The following is a 21,133-nucleotide window of genomic DNA, read 5'->3' on the forward strand; positions in this document are numbered from 1 at the left end:
GCTGTGCCAGTCTCTTAGTGTAGCCGATACCGTGGGGGAGTATGGTCAACTTGCCTTTTATGTGGGCCAGTTGGCCGCCGAAACTCGCGGAGATCGCCAGATCCACCGGTGTGGCCAGCGCCTGGCGCCACGGCAGTACGGGCAACCCCAGTTCGGAGAACAGCTCGTGGACGCCGTCCTGGAAGACGGACGATCCCGTCGACGTGACCAGGAGCTGCACCCGGAAGTCGTCGTGGAACAGCGGGAGCACGTCGAGCAGGCGTCCGGCGGAGGTGACGTTGTGCACCACCAGCAGGACGTGACGAGACGGCCGCCGACTGTTCCACCGGTGGGAGTCCTCGCCGACCGGCACCCGTATCGCGGCAGGTCCGCCTGGTCCCACAGATGCCTCCGGAGTCGACGCGGCGAGATCGAACGTCCCACCCTATCCGCGCCGCGGAAGGCGAGGCGGGGCAGCCCGGGGCACAGGGACCATCGGCCCTGTGATCCGGGCCCCGGCCGTCCCATCATGGGAGCAGGACGGTGGGGGATCCCGGCGGCCAAGGAGGAGCTATGCCGCACACGGCCGAGTGGAGAGTCCGGCTCCACCTCTTCGAGGACGACGACGGAACCACGAAGGCGCACGTCGTGCTGGACACCGGCACCACGGCGCTCACCGCGCACGGCACCGCGCACTGCCATCCGGCCGACGCGGACGTGGCCGAGATCGGCGACGAACTGGCGGCGGGCCGCGGCCTGCGCAGCATCGCTCAGCAGCTGCTGGACATCGCCGAGCGCGACATCGAGGGCATGGGGTCCTCGCGGCCCGGCCCCCGACAGGTCACCGAACGGTCCAGCCCCCGCTGAGCCCCCGGTCAGCCGGCGGACCCGGGCCCGTCCCCGCCCGCCGGCTCGCCGGTGAGGTGGGGCTCGACGTCCACGACGCCCTCCACGGCACGCGCCAGGCGCACGGCGACCGAGATCAGCGAGGTGTCGTGGATGTGCCCGCGGAGGGTGACGACGCCCTCGTGGACGTGCACGTGCACGGCGTGGCTGAAGGCGGGGAACAGGTAGGAGACCACGGTGCGACGGACCTCCTCCTCGATCTCCTCGTCCGGCCTCAGGAAGACCTTCAGCAGGTCGACGCGGCTGACGATGCCCTGGAGCAGGCCGATCTCGTCGACCACGGGCAGCCTCTTGACGTGCCGGACGGCCATGATCCTGGCCGCCTGCGCGAGCGTGGCGTCGGGGTGGACCGTGATCGCGGGAGCACTCATCAGCTCCTCCGCCGTCACCGCCCCGGCCTTGCCGACGTCGGCCAGCCGCCGGCCCTGCTCGACGAGGCTCGGCTCGCCCTCGCGGAACTCCTCCTTGGGCAGCAGGTCGGCCTCCGAGACGACGCCGATGACCCGCCCTTCCCCCTCCAGGACCGGCATCGCGCTGACCCGCCACTGCTCCATGGTCTGCACGATCTCCTTGAAGGAGGCGTCGCGCCCGACGGCCACGACCGTCCGGGTCATCACGTCGCCGACGATGTGCGGGGTCTCAGGCACCGCATCCTCCTCGTCCCACCGGGCCCATGACTCCACCATCGCCCCGAACCGGCACAGTGCAACCCGGGCCGCGGACCGGCCGGCGGCGAAGGGCGCCCTGTCGGCCGGCTCCTCCTGGCCCCTCGGGGACCGGGCGGCGACGGCGGGTGCCCGCGGTCGTCCTGGGCCTCGGCACCGACGGAACCGCAGCGACGCGCGGCTGGACCGACGGCGTCGCGGGATCCCGCCGGTTCGCATCCCGGCGCGAACCGCCCGATGCTGGGACGCAGGCAGACGGCGGTGTCATCGACGGCACGGAGGAGGACGCGAGCATGCCCGGCGGTACCCCTTCCGGCTGGCGGTTCTGGATCGACAGGGGCGGCACCTTCACCGACGTCGTCGCCCAGGCGCCCGACGGCCGTGTCCGGGCGCACAAGCTGCTCTCCGAGGATCCCGGCCGCTACCGCGACGCGGCCGTCGAGGGCGTGCGGCGCCTGCTCGGACTGGCCCCGGGCGCGCCGATCCCCGGCGACGCCGTCCACAGCGTCCGCATGGGCACCACCGTGGCGACCAACGCCCTGCTGGAACGCGCCGGGGAACGCACGGCCCTGGTGATCACCCGCGGGTTCCGTGACGCCCTGCGCATCGGCCACCAGAACCGCCCGGACCTCTTCGCCCGGCGGATCGAGCTGCCGGAACCCCTCTACGAACGCGTCGTCGAGGTCGACGAGCGCGTCACCGCCGAGGGCGAGGTGCTGCGCCCGCCCGACCTCGACGCGCTCGCCGTCGAGCTGAGGCGTGCATACGCAGAGGGGATCCGCGCGGTCGCGGTCGTCTGTCTGCACAGCGCGCTGCACCCCGCGCACGAGCGTGCCGTCGGCCGGCTGGCCGCCTCCCTCGGCTTCACCCAGGTCTCGCTCTCCTCCGCCGTCGGACCGCTCACCCGGCTCGTCCTGCGCGGCGACACCGCCGTCGTGGACGCCTACCTCACACCGGGACTGCGCCGGTACGTGCACGACGTCTCCCGTGAACTGTCGGGCGTCCGGCTCATGTTCATGCAGTCCAACGGCGGTCTGGCCGCGGCGGACCACTTCCGCGGCACCAACGCCGTCCTCTCCGGCCCGGCCGGCGGCGTCGTCGGCATGGCCGGACTCTCGCAGCAGGCCGGACACGACCGTGTCGTCGGCTTCGACATGGGCGGCACCTCGACGGACGTGTCCCACTTCGCGGGCGACTTCGACCGGGTGCCGGTCACCCGCATCGCCGGAGTCCGTCTGCAGGTGCCCATGCTGGACATCCACACCGTCGCCGCGGGCGGCGGCTCGGTCCTGCGCTTCGACCACGGCCGCTACCAGGTGGGCCCGGACTCCGCCGGGGCGCGCCCTGGCCCGGCCTGCTACCGCGCGGGCGGCCCGCTGACGGTGACCGACGCCAACGTGATGCTCGGACGCGTCCCGCCCGCACACTTCCCCCACGTCTTCGGCCCCGACGGCCACCAGCCGCTGGACGAGACCGTCGTACGGCGGAAGTTCACCGAGCTGGCGGCCCGGATCCACGAGGCCACCGGGGACCGGAGGACCCCCGAGGAGGTGGCCGAGGGCTTCCTCCAGGTGGCGGTCGCGAACGTCGCCGCCGCCGTCAAGCGCGTCTCCGTGCACCGGGGCCACGACGTGCGCGGCTACGCCCTGACGTCCTTCGGCGGCGCCGGCGGTCAGCACGCGTGTGCCGTCGCCGACGCGCTCGGCATCCGCACCGTGCTCGTGCCGCCGCTGGCCGGTGTGCTGTCCGCCCTCGGCATCGGGCTCGCGGATGTCACGACCGTGCACGAGCGGTCGCTGGAACTGCCGCTGGACGACGCCCACATGGACGCGGTCCGGACGACCGCCGGCCGGCTCGAGGCCGCCGCCCGGGACGAACTGGCCGACCAGGGCACCCCGGACGAGCGGATGCGCGTCGCCCGGACGGCACGCCTGCGCTACGACGGGACCGACACCTCCGTCACCGTGCCGCTCGGCGCAGCCGCTGAGATGGCACGCGCCTTCGCCGAACGCCACCGCACGCTCTACTCGTTCCTGCTGGACCGGCCGGTCGTGGTCGAGGCCCTCTCCGTCGAGGCCCGGGGACTGACCTCCCGGCCCGACCTCGGCCGGCTCGGCGGCGAGGACCTGCCGTACGGCGAGGACGACGCGCCCACCACCCGCCTCCACGTCGCGGGCGAGTGGCGGACCGTGCCGCTGCGGGAGCGCACGCGGCTGCGCCCCGGGACGGTGCTGGCGGGGCCCGCCGTGATCGCCGAGGACAACGCGACCACCGTCGTCGACCCCGGCTGGCAGGCCACCGTCACGGAGACCGGACACCTGCGCCTGACCCGGACGGCCACCCCCACCGGGATCCGCACCGCCACCGAGGGCCGGGGCGACGCCGCAATCCGGGCCGATCCCGTGCTGCTGGAGATCTTCAACAGCCAGTTCGTCTCCGTCGCCGAACAGATGGGCGCCCGGCTCGCCGCCACCGCGCAGTCCGTCAACATCAAGGAACGCCTGGACTTCTCCTGCGCCCTCTTCGACCCCGAGGGCGGTCTCGTCGCCAACGCGCCGCACATCCCCGTCCACCTCGGCTCCATGGGCACCGCCGTCCGGGAGATCGTCCGCCGCCGCGCCGGCGGTATGCGGCCGGGGGACGCGTACGCGGTGAACGACCCGTACCACGGCGGCACCCACCTGCCCGACGTCACCGTCGTCACGCCCGTCTTCGGCCAGGCCGGCACCCCGCACGCCGACCGCGTCCTGTTCTACGTCGCCTCCCGCGGCCACCACGCGGAGATCGGCGGCCTCACCCCCGGCTCGATGCCCGCCGACAGCCACCGCATCGAGGAGGAGGGCGTCCTCTTCGACAACTGGCTGCTGGTCCAGGACGGCCGGCTGCGGGAGGCCGAGACCCTGGAGCTGCTCACCGGTGCGCCGTACCCCTCGCGCAGCCCGGCGACCAACCTGGCCGACCTGCGCGCCCAGATCGCCGCCAACGCCAAGGGCGTCGACGAGGTCGACCGGATGATCCGGCACTTCGGCCTCGACGTGGTGCAGGCCTACATGCGGCACGTCCAGGACAATGCGGAGGAAGCGGTCCGGCAGGCCCTCACCACCCTCACCGGCGGGGCGTACCGGTACGAGACCGACTCCGGCGCGGTGATCGCCGTACGCGTCACCGTGGACCACGGCCGGCGCGAGGCCACCGTCGACTTCACCGGGACCTCGCCCCAGCTCCCGTCCAACTTCAACGCGCCGACCTCCGTGGTCACCGCCGCCGTGCTCTACGTCTTCCGGACGCTGATCGCCCAGGACATCCCGCTGAACGACGGCTGCCTGCGGCCGCTGCGCCTCCTCGTCCCGCAGCGGTCGATGCTCGCCCCCGCCTCACCGGCCGCCATCGTGGCCGGCAACGTCGAGACCTCCCAGGCCGTCACCGGGGCGCTCTACGCCGCGCTGTCCGCGCAGGCGGAGGGCAGCGGCACCATGAACAACGTCACCTTCGGCAACGAACGCCACCAGTACTACGAGACGGTCGCCTCGGGCGCCGGGGCCGGCCCCGGCTTCCACGGCGCCTGTGCCGTGCAGACGCACATGACCAACTCCCACCTGACCGACCCCGAGGTGCTGGAGATGCGGCTGCCCGTGCTCGTCGAGGAGTTCTCCGTGCGGCGGGGCAGCGGGGGGCGGGGCCGGTGGCGCGGCGGCGACGGGGTGGTGCGCAGGATCCGCTTCCGCGAGGCGATGACGATCAGCGTGCTGTCGGGGCACCGCCGGGTCCCGCCCTACGGCATGGCCGGCGGTGAACCGGGCGCCCTCGGCCGCCACCACGTGGAACGGGCGGGCACCGTCCTGCCCATGGCGGGCTGCGGCTCCCTGGCCGTACAGCGGGACGACGTGTTCGTGCTGCTCACCCCCGGCGGCGGCGGTTACGGAGACACGGACCCGGAGGGGGCGACGCCGCACTGACCACGGAACGTGCTCACCGCGTGCTCTCGGGCCCCCGGGCGACGACGAGCGGACACTGCGCGTGGTGCAGCAGGGCCTGACTGACCGACCCCAGCAGCAGACCCGCGAACCCGCCCCTGCCGCGCGCCCCCACGACCATGAGCTGGGCGTCCCCGCTCGCGTCGATGAGAGCACGGCGCACCCGGCCCACGACCGGCAGCCGGCGCACCGCCACCTCAGGATGCCGCTCGGCGGGTCCGGCCACCACGGTGTCGATCACCTGCTCGGCGTGCGCGAGCAGCCTCCTCTCGTCCCGCGTCACGAACGGCGGGTCGGCGGGCCCGTCGTAGGCGTCCGCGTCCCCCTCCCTGACCGCGTGCACGGCCAGCAGCCCGGCCCGGCGCAGGGACGCCTCGGCGAAGGCGAAACGCACGGCCTCCGCACAGGAGGGCGAGTCGTCGACGGCCAGCAGCACGGGACCCTCCGGTTCGTCCCGCCCCCGCACGACCAGCACCGGAGACCGGGCGTGGGCCGCCAGATGCCCGGCGGTCGAGCCGAGCAGCAGATGACCGAAGGCGCTCAGCCCGCGGTGGCCGACCACGACGAGGGACGCCGTGCGCGACGCGATCTCCAGCACCACCAGCGGCTCGCCCACCGTCACCTGGCGGGCGATCCCGACCCCGGGAGCCACCCGGTGCACGAGCTGCTCCGCCTCGGCCATGGTGCCGTCCACCATCTCCCGCACCCCCGACCCGCCCGGATTCCAGGGCGGCCCGCCGGGCGGCACATGCGGCATCGGCCGGCCGAACGCGTGCACCAACAGCAGCCCCGAGCCGCGCAGTTCGGCCTCCCGCGCCGCCGTCCCGACCGCCTTCCGGCTCGACGGGGAACCGTCGACTCCCACTACCACGGACCGTGTCATGATCATGCTCCCTCTTCGGTGACCGCCCGGACGCTCACGGGTGCCGTCCGTGCGGCACGGTGATCACGGGGCAGTGCGCGTGGTGCAGCACGCCCTGACTGACGGAGCCCAGCAGCATGCCGCGGAAGCCGCCGCGCCCGCGGGCGCCGACGACCAGCCCGAGGGCGTGCGCCGACGCGTCGGTGAGCACCTGCACCGGGTGCCCTTCGACCACCTCGTGGTGCAGCTCCACCGACGGATGGGCGACGGTGCGCCCGGCCACCGTCTCCGCGAGCAGCTGACGCCATTCCCGCACCGCCGCGTGTTCGTCCATGACGCCGAGCACGGGCGTGTGCCAGGCGTACAGGGCGCGCAGGTTCGCACCGCGCAGGTCCGCCTCGTCGAACGCGAAGTCGACCGCGGCGGCCGCGTCAGGGCTGCCGTCCACGCCGACGACGAGGTACGGCGGCTGCCGGGTGGTGTGCTCGGACTCGCGCAGCACGACGACCGGGCAGGCGGCGCGGGCGGTCAGCGGCAACGCCACCGCCGTGGAGGCGAACAGCCCTCGGCGGGCAGCCGGATGCCGGGAACCGATCACGACCAGTTCGGCGTGCTGGGACTGCTCGGCCAGCACCCACGCGGGAGGCCCCTCGGCCAGCAGCACCGAGACCTCCGCGCCGGGCAGGCGCTCCTCGACGAAGGCGGCCGCGCTCTCGAGGACGTCGTTCCCCGTCGTGTGCAGTTCCTCGCGCCACCGCTCCCACGAGGGACGGCCGCCCTCCGGCCGGTACCCGGGGACCGGTTCGCCCTGCGCGTACACCAGGGTCAGAGGCCGCCGGCGGCGCCGGGCCTCGTCGGCGGCCCAGGTGAGGGCGACGCGTCTGTCCGGATCGGGGTCGACGCCTACCACGATCGGAGCGGGGTTCGGGTCGGTGGACATGGTCACCACCTCACTTCGGACGGTTCGCCCGGCCGCGCCGGAGGGTCATCCCCGGACGACGGCCACCGGGCTGTGCGCATGGTGGAGGACGGCCTGGCTGACCGAGCCGAGCAGCAGTCCCGTGAACCCTCCGCGGCCCCGGGCACCGACCACCGTGAGGCGGGCCGTGCGGCTCGCCTCGATCAGCGCCGGACGCGTCGGCCCCTGCACGGTCCTGCGTTCCACCTTCACGTCGGGATACCGGTCGCTCGTGCCCGCGAGGGTCTCGGCCAGGAGCCGTTCCTCCTCGGCGGCCAGCTGACCGGGCGCGTACGCGTAGGGCTCCGAGGGATCCGTGGGCGGCGGCAGCGGGGAGTTCCACGCGGTCCAGGCGTGCACCGCGACGACGTGGGCCCGCTGTGCCGCGGCCTCCTCGAAGGCGAACCGCAGCGCCGCCGACCCCGCGGGCGAGCCGTCCAGGCCCAGCACGATCGGTCCCGTCGGAACCTCCGGGACCCGGACGACCAGCACCGGGCACCGGGCGTGCGCGGCCAGCCCGGCCGCCGTGGAGCCGAGCAGCGGCCCGGTGAACGCGTTCAGGCCGCGGTGTCCCACGGCGACCAGCTCGGCCGTCCGGGACTCCTCCAGCAGAACGCCGAGCGCGTCCCCCGGACGCACCAGCCCCGAGACGTCCACGCCGGGTGCCGTCGTCCGCGCGCGGAGCACCGCCTCGTCCAGCACCGCGTCCGCCTCCTGCCGGAAGCGTTCCCTGACCGCCCTCGGCAGGACGGTGTCCAGCGGCAGACGGGCCGGCCGGGCGAGCGCGTGCACCACCCGGAGCGCGAGCCCCCGTACCTCGGCCTCGCGGGCAGCCAGGACGACCGCGTCGAGGGCCGGCGCCGAACCGTCCGTCCCCACGGCCATGAAGCCGCTCATCGTTCCTCCTCCCGGCCGGGTGTCAGCTGGCCGCACGTCCCCACTGGGAGCCGATGTGCTGCCATTCGTCCTCCCAGGCCGCACGGCGCCGACGGTCGAGTACCACCCGTGCGCCGTAGTACCCGGCGGCCGCCGCGGTGACGACGGCGAAGGAGGACGCGGTGCCCGTGAAGGCGGCGTCCACCCCGGCCTGGGCCGCTGTGGGCGGCGCGGTGGTCAGGCGGTCCTGCCGGTCGGTCCACAGCGTCACCCGCGAGCCGGCCTTCAGCCCTTCGTCGACCACGGCCCTGCCCGAGTGGCGTGTGCCGTCGGACGCCGTCCAGCGCACGGTGGCGTCGACGCGGTCCTGCGTCGTCCCGCCGACGAGACCACTGCCCTTGGCGTCCGAGACCAGGGTGGCCGTGACCTGGTGGCGTTCGGCGCGCCGCTGTGCGGACGCTTCCCCGCCGGCCTGCGCCCCGAGCACACCGGCCAGGGGGCCCGCCACCGCGATCACGAGCCACGTCAGCAGCAGGACCCATCCTTCGAGCACGTCCTCACGGCGGCGCAACGGATTGCGGCGCCAACGCCACAGGGACCGCCGAGTGGTTCCGGTTCCACGCATCGTGCTCACCTCCGGCCGACGTCTCCAGCCTCACTCCGGAGCCGCCCGGCGTGCAGGGGCCGTTCGGGCACCGCTCGCGGTGGCCGTGGGTCGAAAGGCCCCACATGCCCCGGACCGTCAGCGGTCGGCGGTCTGGTGGACGCGGCGCCGGCACGTGCGGCGAGACCGGTTCCGTGGTGCGGCCGGCCGGCGTGCCGGGGACCACGTACATCCGGTTGCGGGCAGGGAGTCGGCGCGCGGCCGTGCCGCACCCGCCGTCGACACACGGGAAGGGGACACCTCGCGCCGACCACGCGGAACGGCCCCGTGGTGCTCCCCGACAACTACGAGGTGACGGACGTCGCGCTCGCCTTCCGTACGGCCGACGGCCCCCGACCGGGAGCACGGTGGCCCGGGGTCTCAGCGGGTCGCGTCGTCCTCGTGCCGGACGACCACGACGGGACAGGCCGCGTGCTGGGCGCAGCGCTGGCTCACCGACCCCAGCATCGCCCGGGCGAAGGCCCCCCTTCCCCGGCGCCCGACGACGAGGACGTCGGCACCTTCCGAGGCACGGATCAACGCCTCCGAGGGGTCGCCCTCGACGAGCACCTCCCGGAACCCCGGCGGCCGCTCGTCCGGGAAGACGGCGCCCAGCTCCTCGGCGAAACGCTCGCGTGCCTGCTGGAGGTCGAAGTCCGGGTCGATGGCCGGCCCGGCGAAGCCCGTGGCGGACGGGGTGTCCCAGACGTGGATCGCCTCCACGGCCCCGCCGACGGTCCGCGCGTAGCGGTCCGCCCAGCGCAGCGCCGCGTAGGAGGACGGTGACCCGTCCACACCGACGACCACCCGTCGTACCGCCTCAGAGGGTTGCATGGTCACCTCACAGGAGTGTTGTCCGCTACGTCCACGCTGCCCGGTGGCGCCCCGCCGCGCCAGCCGGCGGCCGGCCGCCAGGCCCCCGGCCCAGGGCGTCGTGCGCGGCGGCGAAGGCCGGGTCGCCGAGACGCTCGCGCATCCGGGCGGTCAGCTCGGACAGCGGCTCGGAGACCACGGCCCGGCACGGCTCGGGGCCGCGGACGCGCAGCGCCTCGGGCGGCAGTCCGGCCAGGTCGGCCGTCAGACGGGCGTGCGCCTGCGGCAGGGTGTCCGGCGGGCAGGCGCGACGTCCGCATCTCATCACCGTGCGCAGCAGCGGTTCGCCCCCGGCCGGCGCCGGCTCGTCCCACAGGGCGATGACATCGGCGCCGCCCGGGCGGCGGAAGACCTGCTTGCGTCCCGGCAGGGACATCTTGGCGGACGACAGCTTCATCACGGGGCGGCCGGCGTACTCCACGAGCTTGTAGGCGGAGTCCAGGTACGGGGCGTCGGCCGAGGTGCCGACGCGGGTGCCGACCGCGTACACGTCGATGGGCGCCCCGGAGCGGACCAGGGCGTCCACCGCGTACTCGTCCAGGCCGCCGCTGGCGATGATGCGCACGCCGGGCAGGCCGGCGTCGTCCAGGACGGAACGCACCCGGCGGGCCAGATCGCCCAGGTCGCCGCACCGCGCAGCCCGGCCCCCGGTCGAGGTCGCGCAGCACGCGGGCCGCCGTGCGCGCGCCCCGCACGGTGTCGTACGTGTCCACCAGCAGGGTCACGGGCCCCGGGTGGCAGCGGGCGAAGGCGCGGAAGGCGCTCTCCTCGTCCCGGAAGGCCTCGACGTACGAGTGCGCCATCGTGCCCGAGGCGGGCAGCCCCCAGCGGACCGCCGCCGCCACGTTGCTGGTGCCCGCGAAACCCGCCAGGGCGGCCGTGCGGGCGGCCTGGAGACCGGCGGAGGTGCCGTGGGTGCGGCGCAGGGAGAAGTCGACGACCGGACGGCCCGCCGCGGCCAGGACGGAGCGCACCGCCTTCGACGCGACGGCCGTCTGGTGCGAGACCTGGTTGAGGAGGAAGGTCTCCACGAGCTGGGCCTCGGCGATCGGCGCCGTGACCTCCAGCAGCGGCTCGCCGGCGAAGACCACCCGCCCCTCGGGCACGGCGCGGACCTCTCCGGTGAACGTCATGCCGTCCAGGGCGGCCAGGCCGGCGGGCGGACGGCCCAGCGCGGCGGCGAAGTCCTCCACGTCCGCGGGCGTGACGGCGAAGCCGCCCAGATAGTCGAGGGCCGGTTCCGCCCCGGCGCTCACCAGGAAGCCGCGTTCGGGAGGCACGGCCCGTACGAAGAGGCTGAACGTCGCGGGCCGGTCCATCCCTTCGTGGAGGTAGGACAGCGCCATCGTCACCTCGTACAGGTCCGTGGTGGTCACGTCTGACATGACGGTCACCTCGTCCGTGTCGGCATGCGGCCGGGACACCTCCCAGCGTCGTCCGCTCCCGGGCCGGCCGGAAGGGCCGGGCGGCCCTTCCCGCCCGCGGCACGGGCGACGACGATGGAGAGGGCGAGCGGAGGAGGCTGCCATGGTCCGGGTCCGGCTCGATTCGAAGACGGTGACCACGCTGGTGGCGGAGGCCACCGCCGCCCCGTCCATGCACAACGCCCAGCCATGGCGCTTCCGTTACGTGCGGGCCACTACCCGTGGCTCGACGACGCGGACCTGTTCGTGGCGGCGACGCTCGCCTTCCTGGACGGCGAGGCCCGCATGCGCGACCAAGGCGCATGAGGTACTCATCGAAGGGCGGGTGGGTACCGCTCGCGCCACTCCCCACCAGCTCGGCACAGCGGAGGCCCGCCCGTGATGCGACGGCTCGCCCGAGAGGCTCGCCCATGACCGAGCCGGGGCACCACGAACGGCGTGCGGACGTCCGCGAGACGCACACCTCGGTGATCTTCTTCGCGGGGGACCGGGTGTACAAGTGCAAGAAGCCGGTGGACCTGGGCTTCCTGGACTACACCACGCCGGCCGCCCGTCGTGCGGCGTGCGAGCGCGAGATCACGCTCAACCGGCGGTTCGCACCGGACGTCTACCTGGGCCTGGGCGAGCTGCGCACCCCGGGCGAGGACGAGGCCGAGCCGCTCGTGGTGATGCGCCGCATGCCCGCCGACCGCTGTCTGTCACGCCTCGTCCGGGCGGGAGCGCCCGTCGACGACGCCCTGCGTGCCGTCGCCCGGCAGCTCGCCGCCCGGCACGCCGCCGCGCCCCGGGGCCACGGCGTCTTTGACGAGGGCACCCGCGACGCGCTGGCCGGGCGCTGGGAGGCCAGTTTCGCGGAGGTCGCTTCCATGGCCGCACCGGGCCCGGAGTCCGACGGGACGGCGGAGACCCGGCGGCTGGTCCGCCGCTATCTCGCCGGCCGCAAGCCGCTCTTCGACGCCCGCATCGAGCAGGGCCGGGTGGTCGACGGGCACGGGGACCTGCTCGCCGACGACGTCTTCGTGCTCGACGACGGACCGCGGATCCTGGACTGCCTCGAGTTCGACGACCGGCTGCGCCACGTCGACGGCCTCGACGACGCCGCGTTCCTGGCCATGGACCTCGAGCAGCTCGGCGCACCCGAGTCCGCGGCCTTCTTCCTGGCCCGGTACAGCGACTACGCCGGCGACCCCGCGCCGCCCTCCCTGTGGCACCACTACGTCGCCTACCGCGCCTTCGTCCGCGCCAAGGTGTCCATGATCCAGGCCCGGCAGGGGGCGCCCGGAGCACAGGCGGCGGCCCGCCGGTTCGTCGCCACGGCACTGCGCCACCTGCGCGCCTCGGCCGTCGGCCTGACACTCGTCGCCGGACTGCCCGGCTCGGGCAAGTCCACGTTGTCCGGCGCCCTGGCCGACCGGCTCGGCGCGGTCCTGCTCAGCAGCGACCGCCTGCGCAAGGAGATGGCGGGCATCCCCGCGGAGCAGTCCGCCGCCGCCGACTACGGCGAGGGCCTGTACACACCCGAACGGACGGCCAGAACCTACGCCGAACTGCTCGACCGGGCCGCGGCGCTGCTGGCCCGGGGCGAGTCCGTGGTCCTGGACGCCACCTGGATCGACGCGGCGCAGCGCGAGGAGGCACGGCGTACGGCCGAACGCGCCTGCGCCGACCTCGTCGCCCTGCACTGCCATGTCCCCGGGGACGTGGCGGCGGCCCGCCTCGGCACACGTCCCCCCGGCGCGTCCGACGCCGGCCTCGGCGTGGCCGAGGCCATGGCCGACAGGGAACAGCCGTGGCCCGAAGCGGTCCCGGTCGACACCAGCGGCCCGCTGCGGTCCGCGGTCGCCCGGGCCCTGGCCGCCGTCCGGCCGTGGGGCCCCGACCAGGCGACGGTGTTCCGGCGCCCCTACATGGAGCCGGACTGAGCAGGGCCGTTCGGCCCGCATCGGGGCCGTATCGCCCATGCCGTGTCCCGGGCGCCGTGCGACGCTGGCGATGGAGCCCCGTGCGGCTGCCGCACTGCGCAACCCGACGAAAGGTGGTGGGGACGGTGGAGTTCCCCCTGGTCGTGGGTGTCGACGGGTCCACCGCAGGCTACGCCGCCGTGGACTGGGCGGTGGACTACGCCGCCCGGCACGGACTGCGGCTGAGACTGGTGTACGGGTCCCTGTGGGAACGCTACGAAGGCGCCGTCCCCTCCGGACCCGCCCGGCCGCCGGGCCAGGTGATGGCCGAGAACGTCGTCGCCGTCGCCGCGGAACGGGCCGGCCGCCGCGATCCGGCGCTGCCGGTCACCACCGAGGTGGCCGCCGAGGACCCCGCGAAGGCCCTGCTGGAGCGTGGCCGCGAGGCGCACGCCGTGGTGACCGGGTCACGCGGACGTGGCGGGATCCCGGGACTGCTGCTCGGCTCGGTGGGCCTGGCGGTGGCCGCGCGGGCCACCTGCCCGGTCATCGTGGTCCGCGGGGACGGCGCCGCGCTGGCGGGCATCCACCAACGGATCCTCCTCGGCGTGGGCGAACCGGAGTACGGCGACGAGGCGGTGCGGTTCGCCTTCCGCGAGGCCGAGGCGCGCGGCTGCGCGCTCGACGCCGTCCGCACCTGGCGCCGCCCGGCCGGTGAGCGGGCGGACGGAGCCGCGGCCGACGAGGAACAGGCGGCGGCCGTCCTCGACGCCGTGCTGGGCGCGGCGGAGGCCGACCACGTGGCGGTGAAGGTGGGACGCACCGTCGTGGAAGGACCCGCCCGTTCGGTCCTGCTGCGACGTGCGGCCGCCGCGGACCTCGCCGTCATCGGCGCCCGGCGCCGCCACGAACGCCTCGGACTCCAGCTCGGTCGCGTGGCGCACACCCTGCTGCACCACGCCGACTGCCCGGTCGCCGTCGTCCCGCACATGGTCTGACCGCCCTCGACACGAGGCCGGAAACAGACAGAGGGTGAGAGCCGTGAAACTGCCTGTCGTCGTCGGCGTGGACGGTTCCGAGGCCAGTCTCCGCGCCGCGGAGTGGGCCGCCGACGAGGCCGTGCTGCGCGAACTGCCGCTGCGCATCGTGTACGCCTCCCTGTGGGAGCGGTACGAGGGCTCGGCCGTGGCCGAGGACCTCGGCGAGCGGGCGGAGGACGTGAGCGCCCGGGACATCGTCGACCTCGCCGCCCGGCGGGCCGCACACGGCCGGCCGCAGCTGAAGGTGACCACCGACATCCTGCCGGAGGACGCGGAGCACGCCCTCGTCGGCGAGGGACGCAACGCCTCCGTGCTCGTCGTCGGCACCCGTGGCCGCGGCGGCCTCGCCGAGGTCCTGCTCGGCTCGGTCAGCCTGGGCGTCGCCGGGCGCGCCGACTGCCCGCTGGTCGTGCTCCGCGGCAGCCACGACAACCAGACCGTGCGCCCGGTCCGGGGGCGGGTCGTCGTGGGCGTCGGCGAAGGCGCCGACGACGCGCCCGTGGTCCGGTTCGCCGCCGAGGAGGCGCTGCGGCGCGGGGTACCACTGCACGCCGTACGCGCCTGGCGGCGCCCCGCGCGCGAGATCACCGGGGAAGCGCCGACCGCCGGCGAGCCGGGCGGGACGCACGAGCGGCGGGCGGCCGAGGCCCTGGAGGCCGCGCTGGCCGGCGTCCCGCCCGAGACGCGGGTGCACCGCCACACGGTGGAGGGGCACGCCCGAGGGGTACTCGAGACCGCGTCCCGCGAGGCCGACCTGCTGGTCGTGGGGACCCGGCGCCGCCGAGGTCAGTACGGGTTCCAGCTCGGCCGGGTCACGCTGGCGGTGCTGCACCACTCGACCTGCCCCGTGGCCGTCGTCCGGCACATGTGACGGGCGGACGGCGCACCCCGCAGGGAAGAGACCGGAAGAGAAGCGAGCGAAGGGGAGTGAAGGCCGTGCACGCAGACCGGGACCGGGCCGGGCCCGCGGCCGACGCCTCCTCGGGGGACGAGGGCGTCGCCGACCGCATCGCGCTGCGGCGGGGGCAACTGGGGATGTCCCGCGAGGAGATGGCCGCACGGGCCGGGATGTCCGTGACCTATCTGCGCCAGGTCGAGGAGCTGGGAACCGGCTTCGACCCCGGGGCGCTGATGCGGCTCGCCGCCGTGCTGGACATGCCCTACGAGGAGCTGACCACGGGCCGCCGCGACACGCCGCCCGGCCGGGGCGGGCCGGCGGCCCACCCGGTGCTGGCGCGGCTGTCGGAGCAGGAGTGCTGGCAGCGGCTGGGCACCCACGGCATCGGCCGCATCTCCTACACGGCCGGCGCGGCCGAGGCCCCCGTGGTGATGCCGGTCAACTTCCTGGTGGACGGGCGCAGCGTCGTCTACCGCACCGACCCGGCCGGCGCCGCGGCGGTCCGCGTCGGTGCCCGGGTCGCCTTCGAGACCGATCACATCGACGAGGCCGCGGGCCTGGGCTGGAGCGTCCTGGTGACGGGGACCGTCGAGCACCCCGCCGATCCGGAGACGCTCGAGGCCCTCGCGCGGCGGTACGGGTCGACACCGTGGGCCGGGGGCCGGCGCGACCTGTGGATCCGCGTCGTGCCGGACCGGACGAGCGGCCGTGTCATCGAGCCGCTGCGGGAGGAGTGACGGCCCACGGGGATGGCCGGCGGGGCGCCGCCGGCCCGGGCCGCTGGTCACCTGGCAGCCGGGCCGAGGACGGGCGCCGGTGCTGCCCGCCCCGGCGGTGGCCTCGTCGGGCGGCGACGGCCGGATCGGCCGGCATCAACCGGGCCAGTGCGAGTTGCCGGGCGGTATCCAGCGGGCGGCCCGCCCCCGCCGACGACCGTGGCGGGCCCCTCGAACCGCGCCCCGGCCCACTGCGGGGCGTCCACGCCGGACCGGCCCGCCGACCGATGAGTTTCGAGCCGGGCGGAGGTCACCACGGCATGGCCAAGCTCATCTACTCCATGATCACCTCACTCGACGGCTACGCCGAGGCGGCGGAGGGCGACCTCGGTCTCGGCGCCGAGGACCCGGAGGTGCACACCTTCGTCGGCGACCTCTACCGCCCCGTCGGCACCTACCTCTACGGCCGGCGGATGTACGAGACGATGGTCTACTGGGAGACCGTGCACCCCGGGCCCGACGTGCCGCCGCACATCGCGCAGTACGCCCGCGACTGGCGGGCCGCGGAGAAGGTCGTGTACTCCACGACGCTCGGGTCGGTGTCCAGCGAGCGGACCAGGATCGAGCGGACCTTCGACCCGGACGCGGTGCGCCGGCTCAAGGCCGAGTCCCCTCACGACCTCACCGTCGACGGACCGAACCTCGCGGCCCAGGCGATCGCGGCCGGACTCGTCGACGAGTACCACCTGTTCCTCACCACGAGCGTGGTCGGCGGCGGCAAGCGCTTCTTCCCGGACGGCGTGCGCCTCGACCTCGAACTGGTCGGGCAGCGCGCCTTCGCGAGCGGACTGATCCACGCCCGCTACCGCACCCGTCGAGCCGCCGGCCCGGCGTGACGGGGGACATGACGAGACCCATGACGCACACCGCCCGCCGCATGCACGAGCTCCTGGAGCCCGTCTGCCTGGTCACCTTCTTCGCCGGCGAGGCCGACCGGGAACTGGCCGCGCTCGGCCACCGCACCTACTGGGACGGCTACTTCGCCAGCCGCGCCGCCCCGCTGGGACGGGTGCCGGCGGAGGTCGTGCACGCGGCCTTCTACAGCTTCGCCGACGGTGAGGCCGCGCGGCACATCCCGAGCGCGTGGGAGACCGTCCCGCCCGAGGAGTCCGTCGCCGCGCGGCTGCGGGGCAGCGCGGCCTCCCTGCGGCGGATCCTCGGCGAGGGACTGGCCGGCTCCCCGGGCCTGGTGCGCGCCGCCGACCTGACCACCGAGGCCGCCACGCGCGCGCCGACGGAAGGCCGGGTGATGTTCGCCGGGATGCGTACCCTCCCGATTCCGGGCGACCCGGTGGCCCGGCTGTGGCATTCCGCGACCATGCTGCGCGAGCACCGCGGAGACGGCCACGTCGCCGCCCTGGTCGGCGCCCGCATCGGCGGCACGGAGGCCCACGTGCTCTCCGCGATCGAGCAGGGCATCCACCCGCCCGAGTCCTTCGGACGCATCCACCACCTGCCGAAGGAGCGGCTGGCCTCGGTCATGGCCGGCCTGCGCGAGCGCGGGCTCGTCGACACCGACGGCCGGTTCACCGACGCCGGCCGCGCGACCAAGGCACGCATCGAGGCCCTGACCGACGAACTCGCCGCCCCGCCGTACGACGCCCTGTCTCCCGCCGAACTGGCGGAACTGGTCACCGAACTCGAGCCCCTCACCGCGAGGCTGGTGGCCGCCGGGTCACGGTGACGAGCGGCGACGCACGGGGCCCGAGCCGTCAGGTCACGACGGCGGTGGCGTCCCGCCGGTCCGGGACGGGCTCCAGGCGGACCAGGATCCCCTTGGACGTCGGCTGGTTGCTGATGTCGGCCACGCTGTCCAGCGGCACCAGGACCTGGGTCTCCGGGTAGTACGCGGCGGCGGAACCGCGCGAGGCCGGATACGGGACGACCTCGAAGTCCTCGGCCCGGCGCTCGGTGCCGTCGGTCCACACGCCGACCAGGTCCACGTGCTGCCCCTCGGCCAGGCCGAGAGCGGTCAGGTCCGCAGGACTGACCAGCACCACGCGGCGGTTGCCGTGGATGCCCCGGTAGCGGTCGTTGGGCGTGTAGGGGACGGTGTTCCACTGGTCGTGGGAGCGCAGCGTCTGCAGGAGGAGGTGCCCGTCCGGGATGTCGGGCATCTCCCAGGCGTTGCGGGTGAACATCGCCTTGCCCGAGGCCGTGGAGAAGACGCCCTCGTTCACCGGGTTCGGCAGCCGGATCCCCCCGGGGCGCACCACCCGCCGGTTGAAGTCGTGCAGTCCCGGCACGATCCTGGCGATCCGGTCGCGGATCGTCCCGTAGTCCGCCTCGAACCGTTCCCAGGGGATCTCCGTGCGGTCGCCGAGGGTCCGGCGGGCGAGCCGGCACAGGATGGCGACCTCGCTGAGCAGCACCTTGGAGGCCGGTTCCAGCCGCCCGCGGGAGGTGTGCACCTCGCTCATCGAGTTCTCCACGGTGACGAACTGCTCACCGCCCGCCTGGATGTCCCGCTCGGTGCGGCCCAGCGTGGGCAGGATCAGCGCCGTCTCGCCGCAGATTGTGTGGGACCGGTTCAGCTTGGTGGAGATGTGGGCGGTCAGACGGCACCGGCGCATCGCGTCCTCGGTGACGGCGCTGTCCGGCGCGGCCCGCACGAAGTTGCCGGCCAGGGCGAGGAAGAACTTGATCCGTCCCTCGCGCATCGCCTTGATCGAGTTGACCGAGTCCAGTCCGTGCGCGCGGGGCGGGTCGAAGCCGAACTCCTGCTGGAGCGCATCGAGGAACGAGTCCGGCATCTGCTCCCAGATCCCCATGGTCCGGTCGCCCTGCACATTGCTGTGCCCGCGCACGGGACAGGCGCCGGTGCCCGCCCTGCCGAGGTTCCCGCGCAGCATCAGGAAGTTGACGATCTCCCGGATGGTGGGGACGCCGTGCTTGTGCTGGGTGACGCCCATGGCCCAGCAGACGATGATCCGTTCGCTGCGCAGGACGTCGTCGCGGACCTTCTCGATCTCGTCGCGGGACAGTCCGGTGGCCGCGACGATGTCCTGCCAGCCGACGGTGCGGGCGTGTGCGGCGAACTCCTGGAAGCCGCTCGTGGAGGCCTGGATGAAGTCGTGGTGCAGCACCTCGCCCGGCCGGGCGTCCTCCGCCTCCAGGAGCATCCGGTTCAGCAACTGGAAGAGCGCCAGGTCACCACCGGGCCGGATGTGCAGGAACCGGTCGGCGATCTGGACGCCCGAGCCGACCACTCCGCGTGCCTTCTGCGGGTTCTTGAACCTGAGCAGCCCGGCCTCGGGCAGCGGGTTCACGGCGATGATGCGGGCCCCGTTCAGCTTCGCCTGTTCCAGTGCCGACAGCTGCCGCGGATGATTGGTGCCGGGGTTCTGCCCGACCAGGAAGATCAGATCGGCCTCGTGGAGGTCGTCCAGACTGACCGTGCCCTTGCCCGTGCCGAGCGTCTCGTGCAGGGCGAAGCCGCTGGACTCGTGGCACATGTTGCTGCAGTCGGGCAGGTTGTTGGTGCCGTAGGCGCGGGCGAACAGCTGCAGGACGAACGCTGCCTCGTTGCCGGCCCTGCCGGAGGTGTAGAAGACGGCCTCGTCCGGGGAGTCGAGCGACGTCAGTTCCGTGCCGAGCAGGTCGAAGGCGTCGTTCCAGCTGATCGGCTCGTAGTGGTCGGAGCCCGGCCGCTTGACCACCGGTTCGGTGAGCCGGCCCTGCTGGTTCAGCCACATGTCGGAGCGCCCGGCCAGGTCGGAGACCGAGTGGCGGCGGAAGAACTCGGGAGTGATACGCCGCGTCGTCGCCTCGTCGTTGATGTGCTTGGCGCCGTTCTCGCAGTACTCGTTGCGGTGCCGGTGCCCCGGCGACGGGTCCGCCCAGGCGCACCCGGGGCAGTCGATGCCGTCCACCTGGTTCATGGTCAGCAGCGTCGTCCCCGTGCGCACCGGGGAGGTCTGTTCCAGGGAGTACTCGAGGGCGTGCACGACCGCGGGCACCCCGGCCGCCCACTTCTTGGGCGGGGTCACCGTGAGGCCGTCCTCCGGCTCCTCGCTCGGCGGCTTGTTCATGGGTGTGCCTCTCCTTTTCTGCTGCCGCGGGGCGATCAGCCGACGGGCCAGGTGGGCACCCGGCTCCTGGGCGGTTCCGGTTCCAGGGGGCGGACGTGACCATGGCGGATGACTCCGCGCCAGGCCCCGCACTCCTCACCCAGCCCTTCGATGAACTCCTTGAAGTTCCTCAGCTCGAGACGCACGACGCGCTCGGTCATCGCGGGGACGCGGGCCAGCGCGCCCGCCAGGCCGCGCGGCGCGAACTCCATCCGCACCGTGACCCGGGCCCCGCCCGCGTCGGCCGGCCGGAACGTCACCTCGCCCCGGTGCGAGGGGCCCCGCCCCAGACTCCGCCAGGTCAGGTGCGAATCGGGCACCTGCTCCTGGATCTCGGCCGTGAACTCGCGGTGCACGGGTCCGTATCCGACGACCCACACGAGCACGGTGGGCCGGACCTGATCGACCCGCCGCACCCACGACGTGAACCGAGGGAAGGTCTTGAACTGGGTCCACTGGTTGTACGCCGTGCGCACCGGTACCGAGACCTCTACGGACTCCTCGACCGTGTGCGTGGTGACGCTGTGCATGGCTCACCCACCTCAGGGACTCCGACCGTCACGGTCCTCAGGACTGGGGCCGCTTCCCGTGGTTGGCGGCGTGCTTGCGGCGTGCCTTCTTCTTCCGGCGTCGCTTCGACGACATGTCACCCTCCTGCCCGCGGTCAGACGTACGAGTGCTCTCCGTCCCCACCGTTCCACAGGGCGCCGGATGGCGCGACCGGAGGCGAATTCACGGGCGAACCGGACTAAAGTGGCGCGTAGACCGTGCCCGGACGCCCTCGGCACGCCAAGGAGCTGGAATGCCCGGCGAACCCGAACCCATCAGCGACGACGCCCGACAGGCCCTGGAACGGGAACGCGCCGACCTGCAGGCCGAACGCGGGAGGGTCGCCGCGACGCTCCAGGACTCCGACGACGAGGTGGGCGACCGCGCCGACGCGGCCGACGAACTGCAACGCGCCGACGCACTCCGGAAGCTGGACTCCCGCATCGCCGACATCACCACCCGCCTCACCCGGGCGGCGGACGCGGGCCCGCCCCGGACCGACGCGGTGGGCGTGGGCAGCACGGTCACCGTGCGGTACGGCGACGGCACGGAGGAGACCCTCGAGATCGGCGAACGGGCCGAGGCGTCGGACCAGGCCCTGATCACGGCCGACAGCCCCCTCGGACACGCCCTCCTCGGCCGGCGCCCCGGGGACACCGTCACCTACGACACACCGGCGGGACGCGCGACCGCCGCCGTCGTGTCACTGGGCCGACCGGGCGAACGGTAGGGAGGACGA

General features: G+C 74.2%; 17 protein-coding genes and 3 pseudogenes. 10 read left to right on the forward strand and 10 right to left on the reverse strand.

The genetic code is table 11. The features are described from left to right. A pseudogene (locus tag AB0E77_RS12885) lies at nt 1-382 on the reverse strand (hypothetical protein); the annotation flags it as partial. Nucleotides 383-552: 170 nt separating this feature from the next. On the opposite strand from AB0E77_RS12885, the gene AB0E77_RS12890 reads away from it, so the two are divergent. Further along, nucleotides 553-846: a dsRBD fold-containing protein gene (locus AB0E77_RS12890; protein WP_361569230.1), complete on the forward strand. Its 294-nt coding sequence runs from the start codon at nt 553-555 to the stop codon at nt 844-846. An 8-nt stretch (nt 847-854) separates the two neighbouring features. Here AB0E77_RS12890 and AB0E77_RS12895 read toward each other — a convergent pair whose 3' ends face one another. Further along, entirely contained in the window at nt 855-1,532 is a 678-nt protein-coding gene (locus AB0E77_RS12895) for a CBS domain-containing protein (protein ID WP_361569232.1), read from the reverse strand. A 311-nt stretch (nt 1,533-1,843) separates the two neighbouring features. Here AB0E77_RS12895 and AB0E77_RS12900 point away from each other — a divergent pair, with 311 nt between their 5' ends. Further along, complete coding sequence (locus AB0E77_RS12900; RefSeq protein WP_361569233.1) at nt 1,844-5,506, forward strand: hydantoinase B/oxoprolinase family protein; 3,663 nt, start codon at nt 1,844-1,846, stop codon at nt 5,504-5,506. Between the two features lie 13 nt (nt 5,507-5,519). Here AB0E77_RS12900 and AB0E77_RS12905 read toward each other — a convergent pair whose 3' ends face one another. The 6 genes and pseudogenes from AB0E77_RS12905 to AB0E77_RS12930 form a co-directional block, all read right to left on the reverse strand. After that, nucleotides 5,520-6,407, reverse strand: a complete 888-nt coding sequence (locus AB0E77_RS12905; protein WP_361569234.1) for a universal stress protein — start codon at nt 6,405-6,407, stop codon at nt 5,520-5,522. 34 nt (nt 6,408-6,441) lie between these two features. Further along, nucleotides 6,442-7,326 carry a universal stress protein gene (locus tag AB0E77_RS12910; protein WP_361569235.1) on the reverse strand — a complete coding sequence of 295 codons (885 nt, stop codon included), beginning with the start codon at nt 7,324-7,326 and terminating at the stop codon, nt 6,442-6,444. Between the two features lie 45 nt (nt 7,327-7,371). Then, on the reverse strand, nt 7,372-8,241 hold the full coding sequence (locus tag AB0E77_RS12915) for a universal stress protein (RefSeq protein ID WP_361569237.1): 870 nt from the start codon (nt 8,239-8,241) through the stop codon (nt 7,372-7,374). 22 nt (nt 8,242-8,263) lie between these two features. Beyond that, nucleotides 8,264-8,845, reverse strand: a complete 582-nt coding sequence (locus tag AB0E77_RS12920; protein ID WP_361569239.1) for a hypothetical protein — start codon at nt 8,843-8,845, stop codon at nt 8,264-8,266. A 399-nt stretch (nt 8,846-9,244) separates the two neighbouring features. Further along, a complete protein-coding gene (locus tag AB0E77_RS12925) occupies nt 9,245-9,697 on the reverse strand; it encodes a universal stress protein (RefSeq protein WP_361569240.1) in 453 nt (150 codons plus the stop codon). 25 nt (nt 9,698-9,722) lie between these two features. Next, a pseudogene (locus tag AB0E77_RS12930) lies at nt 9,723-11,121 on the reverse strand (nicotinate phosphoribosyltransferase). A 142-nt stretch (nt 11,122-11,263) separates the two neighbouring features. On the opposite strand from AB0E77_RS12930, the pseudogene AB0E77_RS12935 reads away from it, so the two are divergent. The 7 genes and pseudogenes from AB0E77_RS12935 to AB0E77_RS12965 all read left to right on the forward strand — a co-directional run. Continuing rightward, nucleotides 11,264-11,374 (forward strand): annotated as a pseudogene (locus tag AB0E77_RS12935) (nitroreductase); the annotation flags it as partial. Nucleotides 11,375-11,570: 196 nt separating this feature from the next. Continuing rightward, on the forward strand, nt 11,571-13,082 hold the full coding sequence (locus AB0E77_RS12940; protein WP_361569242.1) for an AAA family ATPase: 1,512 nt from the start codon (nt 11,571-11,573) through the stop codon (nt 13,080-13,082). A 116-nt stretch (nt 13,083-13,198) separates the two neighbouring features. Beyond that, the gene (locus tag AB0E77_RS12945) at nt 13,199-14,059 is read left to right on the forward strand and encodes a universal stress protein (RefSeq protein ID WP_361569243.1); all 861 of its coding nucleotides are present in this window, start codon (nt 13,199-13,201) and stop codon (nt 14,057-14,059) included. Nucleotides 14,060-14,093: 34 nt separating this feature from the next. Further along, nucleotides 14,094-14,972, forward strand: coding sequence for a universal stress protein (locus AB0E77_RS12950; RefSeq protein ID WP_361569244.1), 879 nt, complete (start codon nt 14,094-14,096; stop codon nt 14,970-14,972). A gap of 65 nt (nt 14,973-15,037) precedes the next feature. Next, entirely contained in the window at nt 15,038-15,736 is a 699-nt protein-coding gene (locus tag AB0E77_RS12955) for a pyridoxamine 5'-phosphate oxidase family protein (RefSeq protein WP_361569245.1), read from the forward strand. A 299-nt stretch (nt 15,737-16,035) separates the two neighbouring features. After that, nucleotides 16,036-16,611 (forward strand): dihydrofolate reductase family protein, encoded by a 576-nt coding sequence (locus AB0E77_RS12960; protein ID WP_361569247.1) that lies wholly within the window; start codon nt 16,036-16,038, stop codon nt 16,609-16,611. 20 nt (nt 16,612-16,631) lie between these two features. Then, nucleotides 16,632-17,459, forward strand: a complete 828-nt coding sequence (locus tag AB0E77_RS12965) for a MarR family transcriptional regulator (protein WP_361569249.1) — start codon at nt 16,632-16,634, stop codon at nt 17,457-17,459. A gap of 28 nt (nt 17,460-17,487) precedes the next feature. Here AB0E77_RS12965 and AB0E77_RS12970 read toward each other — a convergent pair whose 3' ends face one another. Together AB0E77_RS12970 and AB0E77_RS12975 are read right to left on the reverse strand one after the other, a co-directional pair. Continuing rightward, a complete protein-coding gene (locus AB0E77_RS12970; RefSeq protein WP_361569251.1) occupies nt 17,488-19,806 on the reverse strand; it encodes an FdhF/YdeP family oxidoreductase in 2,319 nt (772 codons plus the stop codon). 35 nt (nt 19,807-19,841) lie between these two features. Then, the gene (locus tag AB0E77_RS12975) at nt 19,842-20,375 is read right to left on the reverse strand and encodes an SRPBCC family protein (RefSeq protein WP_361569253.1); all 534 of its coding nucleotides are present in this window, start codon (nt 20,373-20,375) and stop codon (nt 19,842-19,844) included. Nucleotides 20,376-20,647: 272 nt separating this feature from the next. Here AB0E77_RS12975 and AB0E77_RS12980 point away from each other — a divergent pair, with 272 nt between their 5' ends. Then, nucleotides 20,648-21,124, forward strand: coding sequence for a GreA/GreB family elongation factor (locus AB0E77_RS12980; protein ID WP_361569255.1), 477 nt, complete (start codon nt 20,648-20,650; stop codon nt 21,122-21,124). Nucleotides 21,125-21,133 lie beyond the last annotated feature (9 nt).

Source organism: Streptomyces sp. NPDC032940, from assembly GCF_040636935.1.
In the GTDB taxonomy this organism is placed as follows: domain Bacteria; phylum Actinomycetota; class Actinomycetes; order Streptomycetales; family Streptomycetaceae; genus Streptomyces.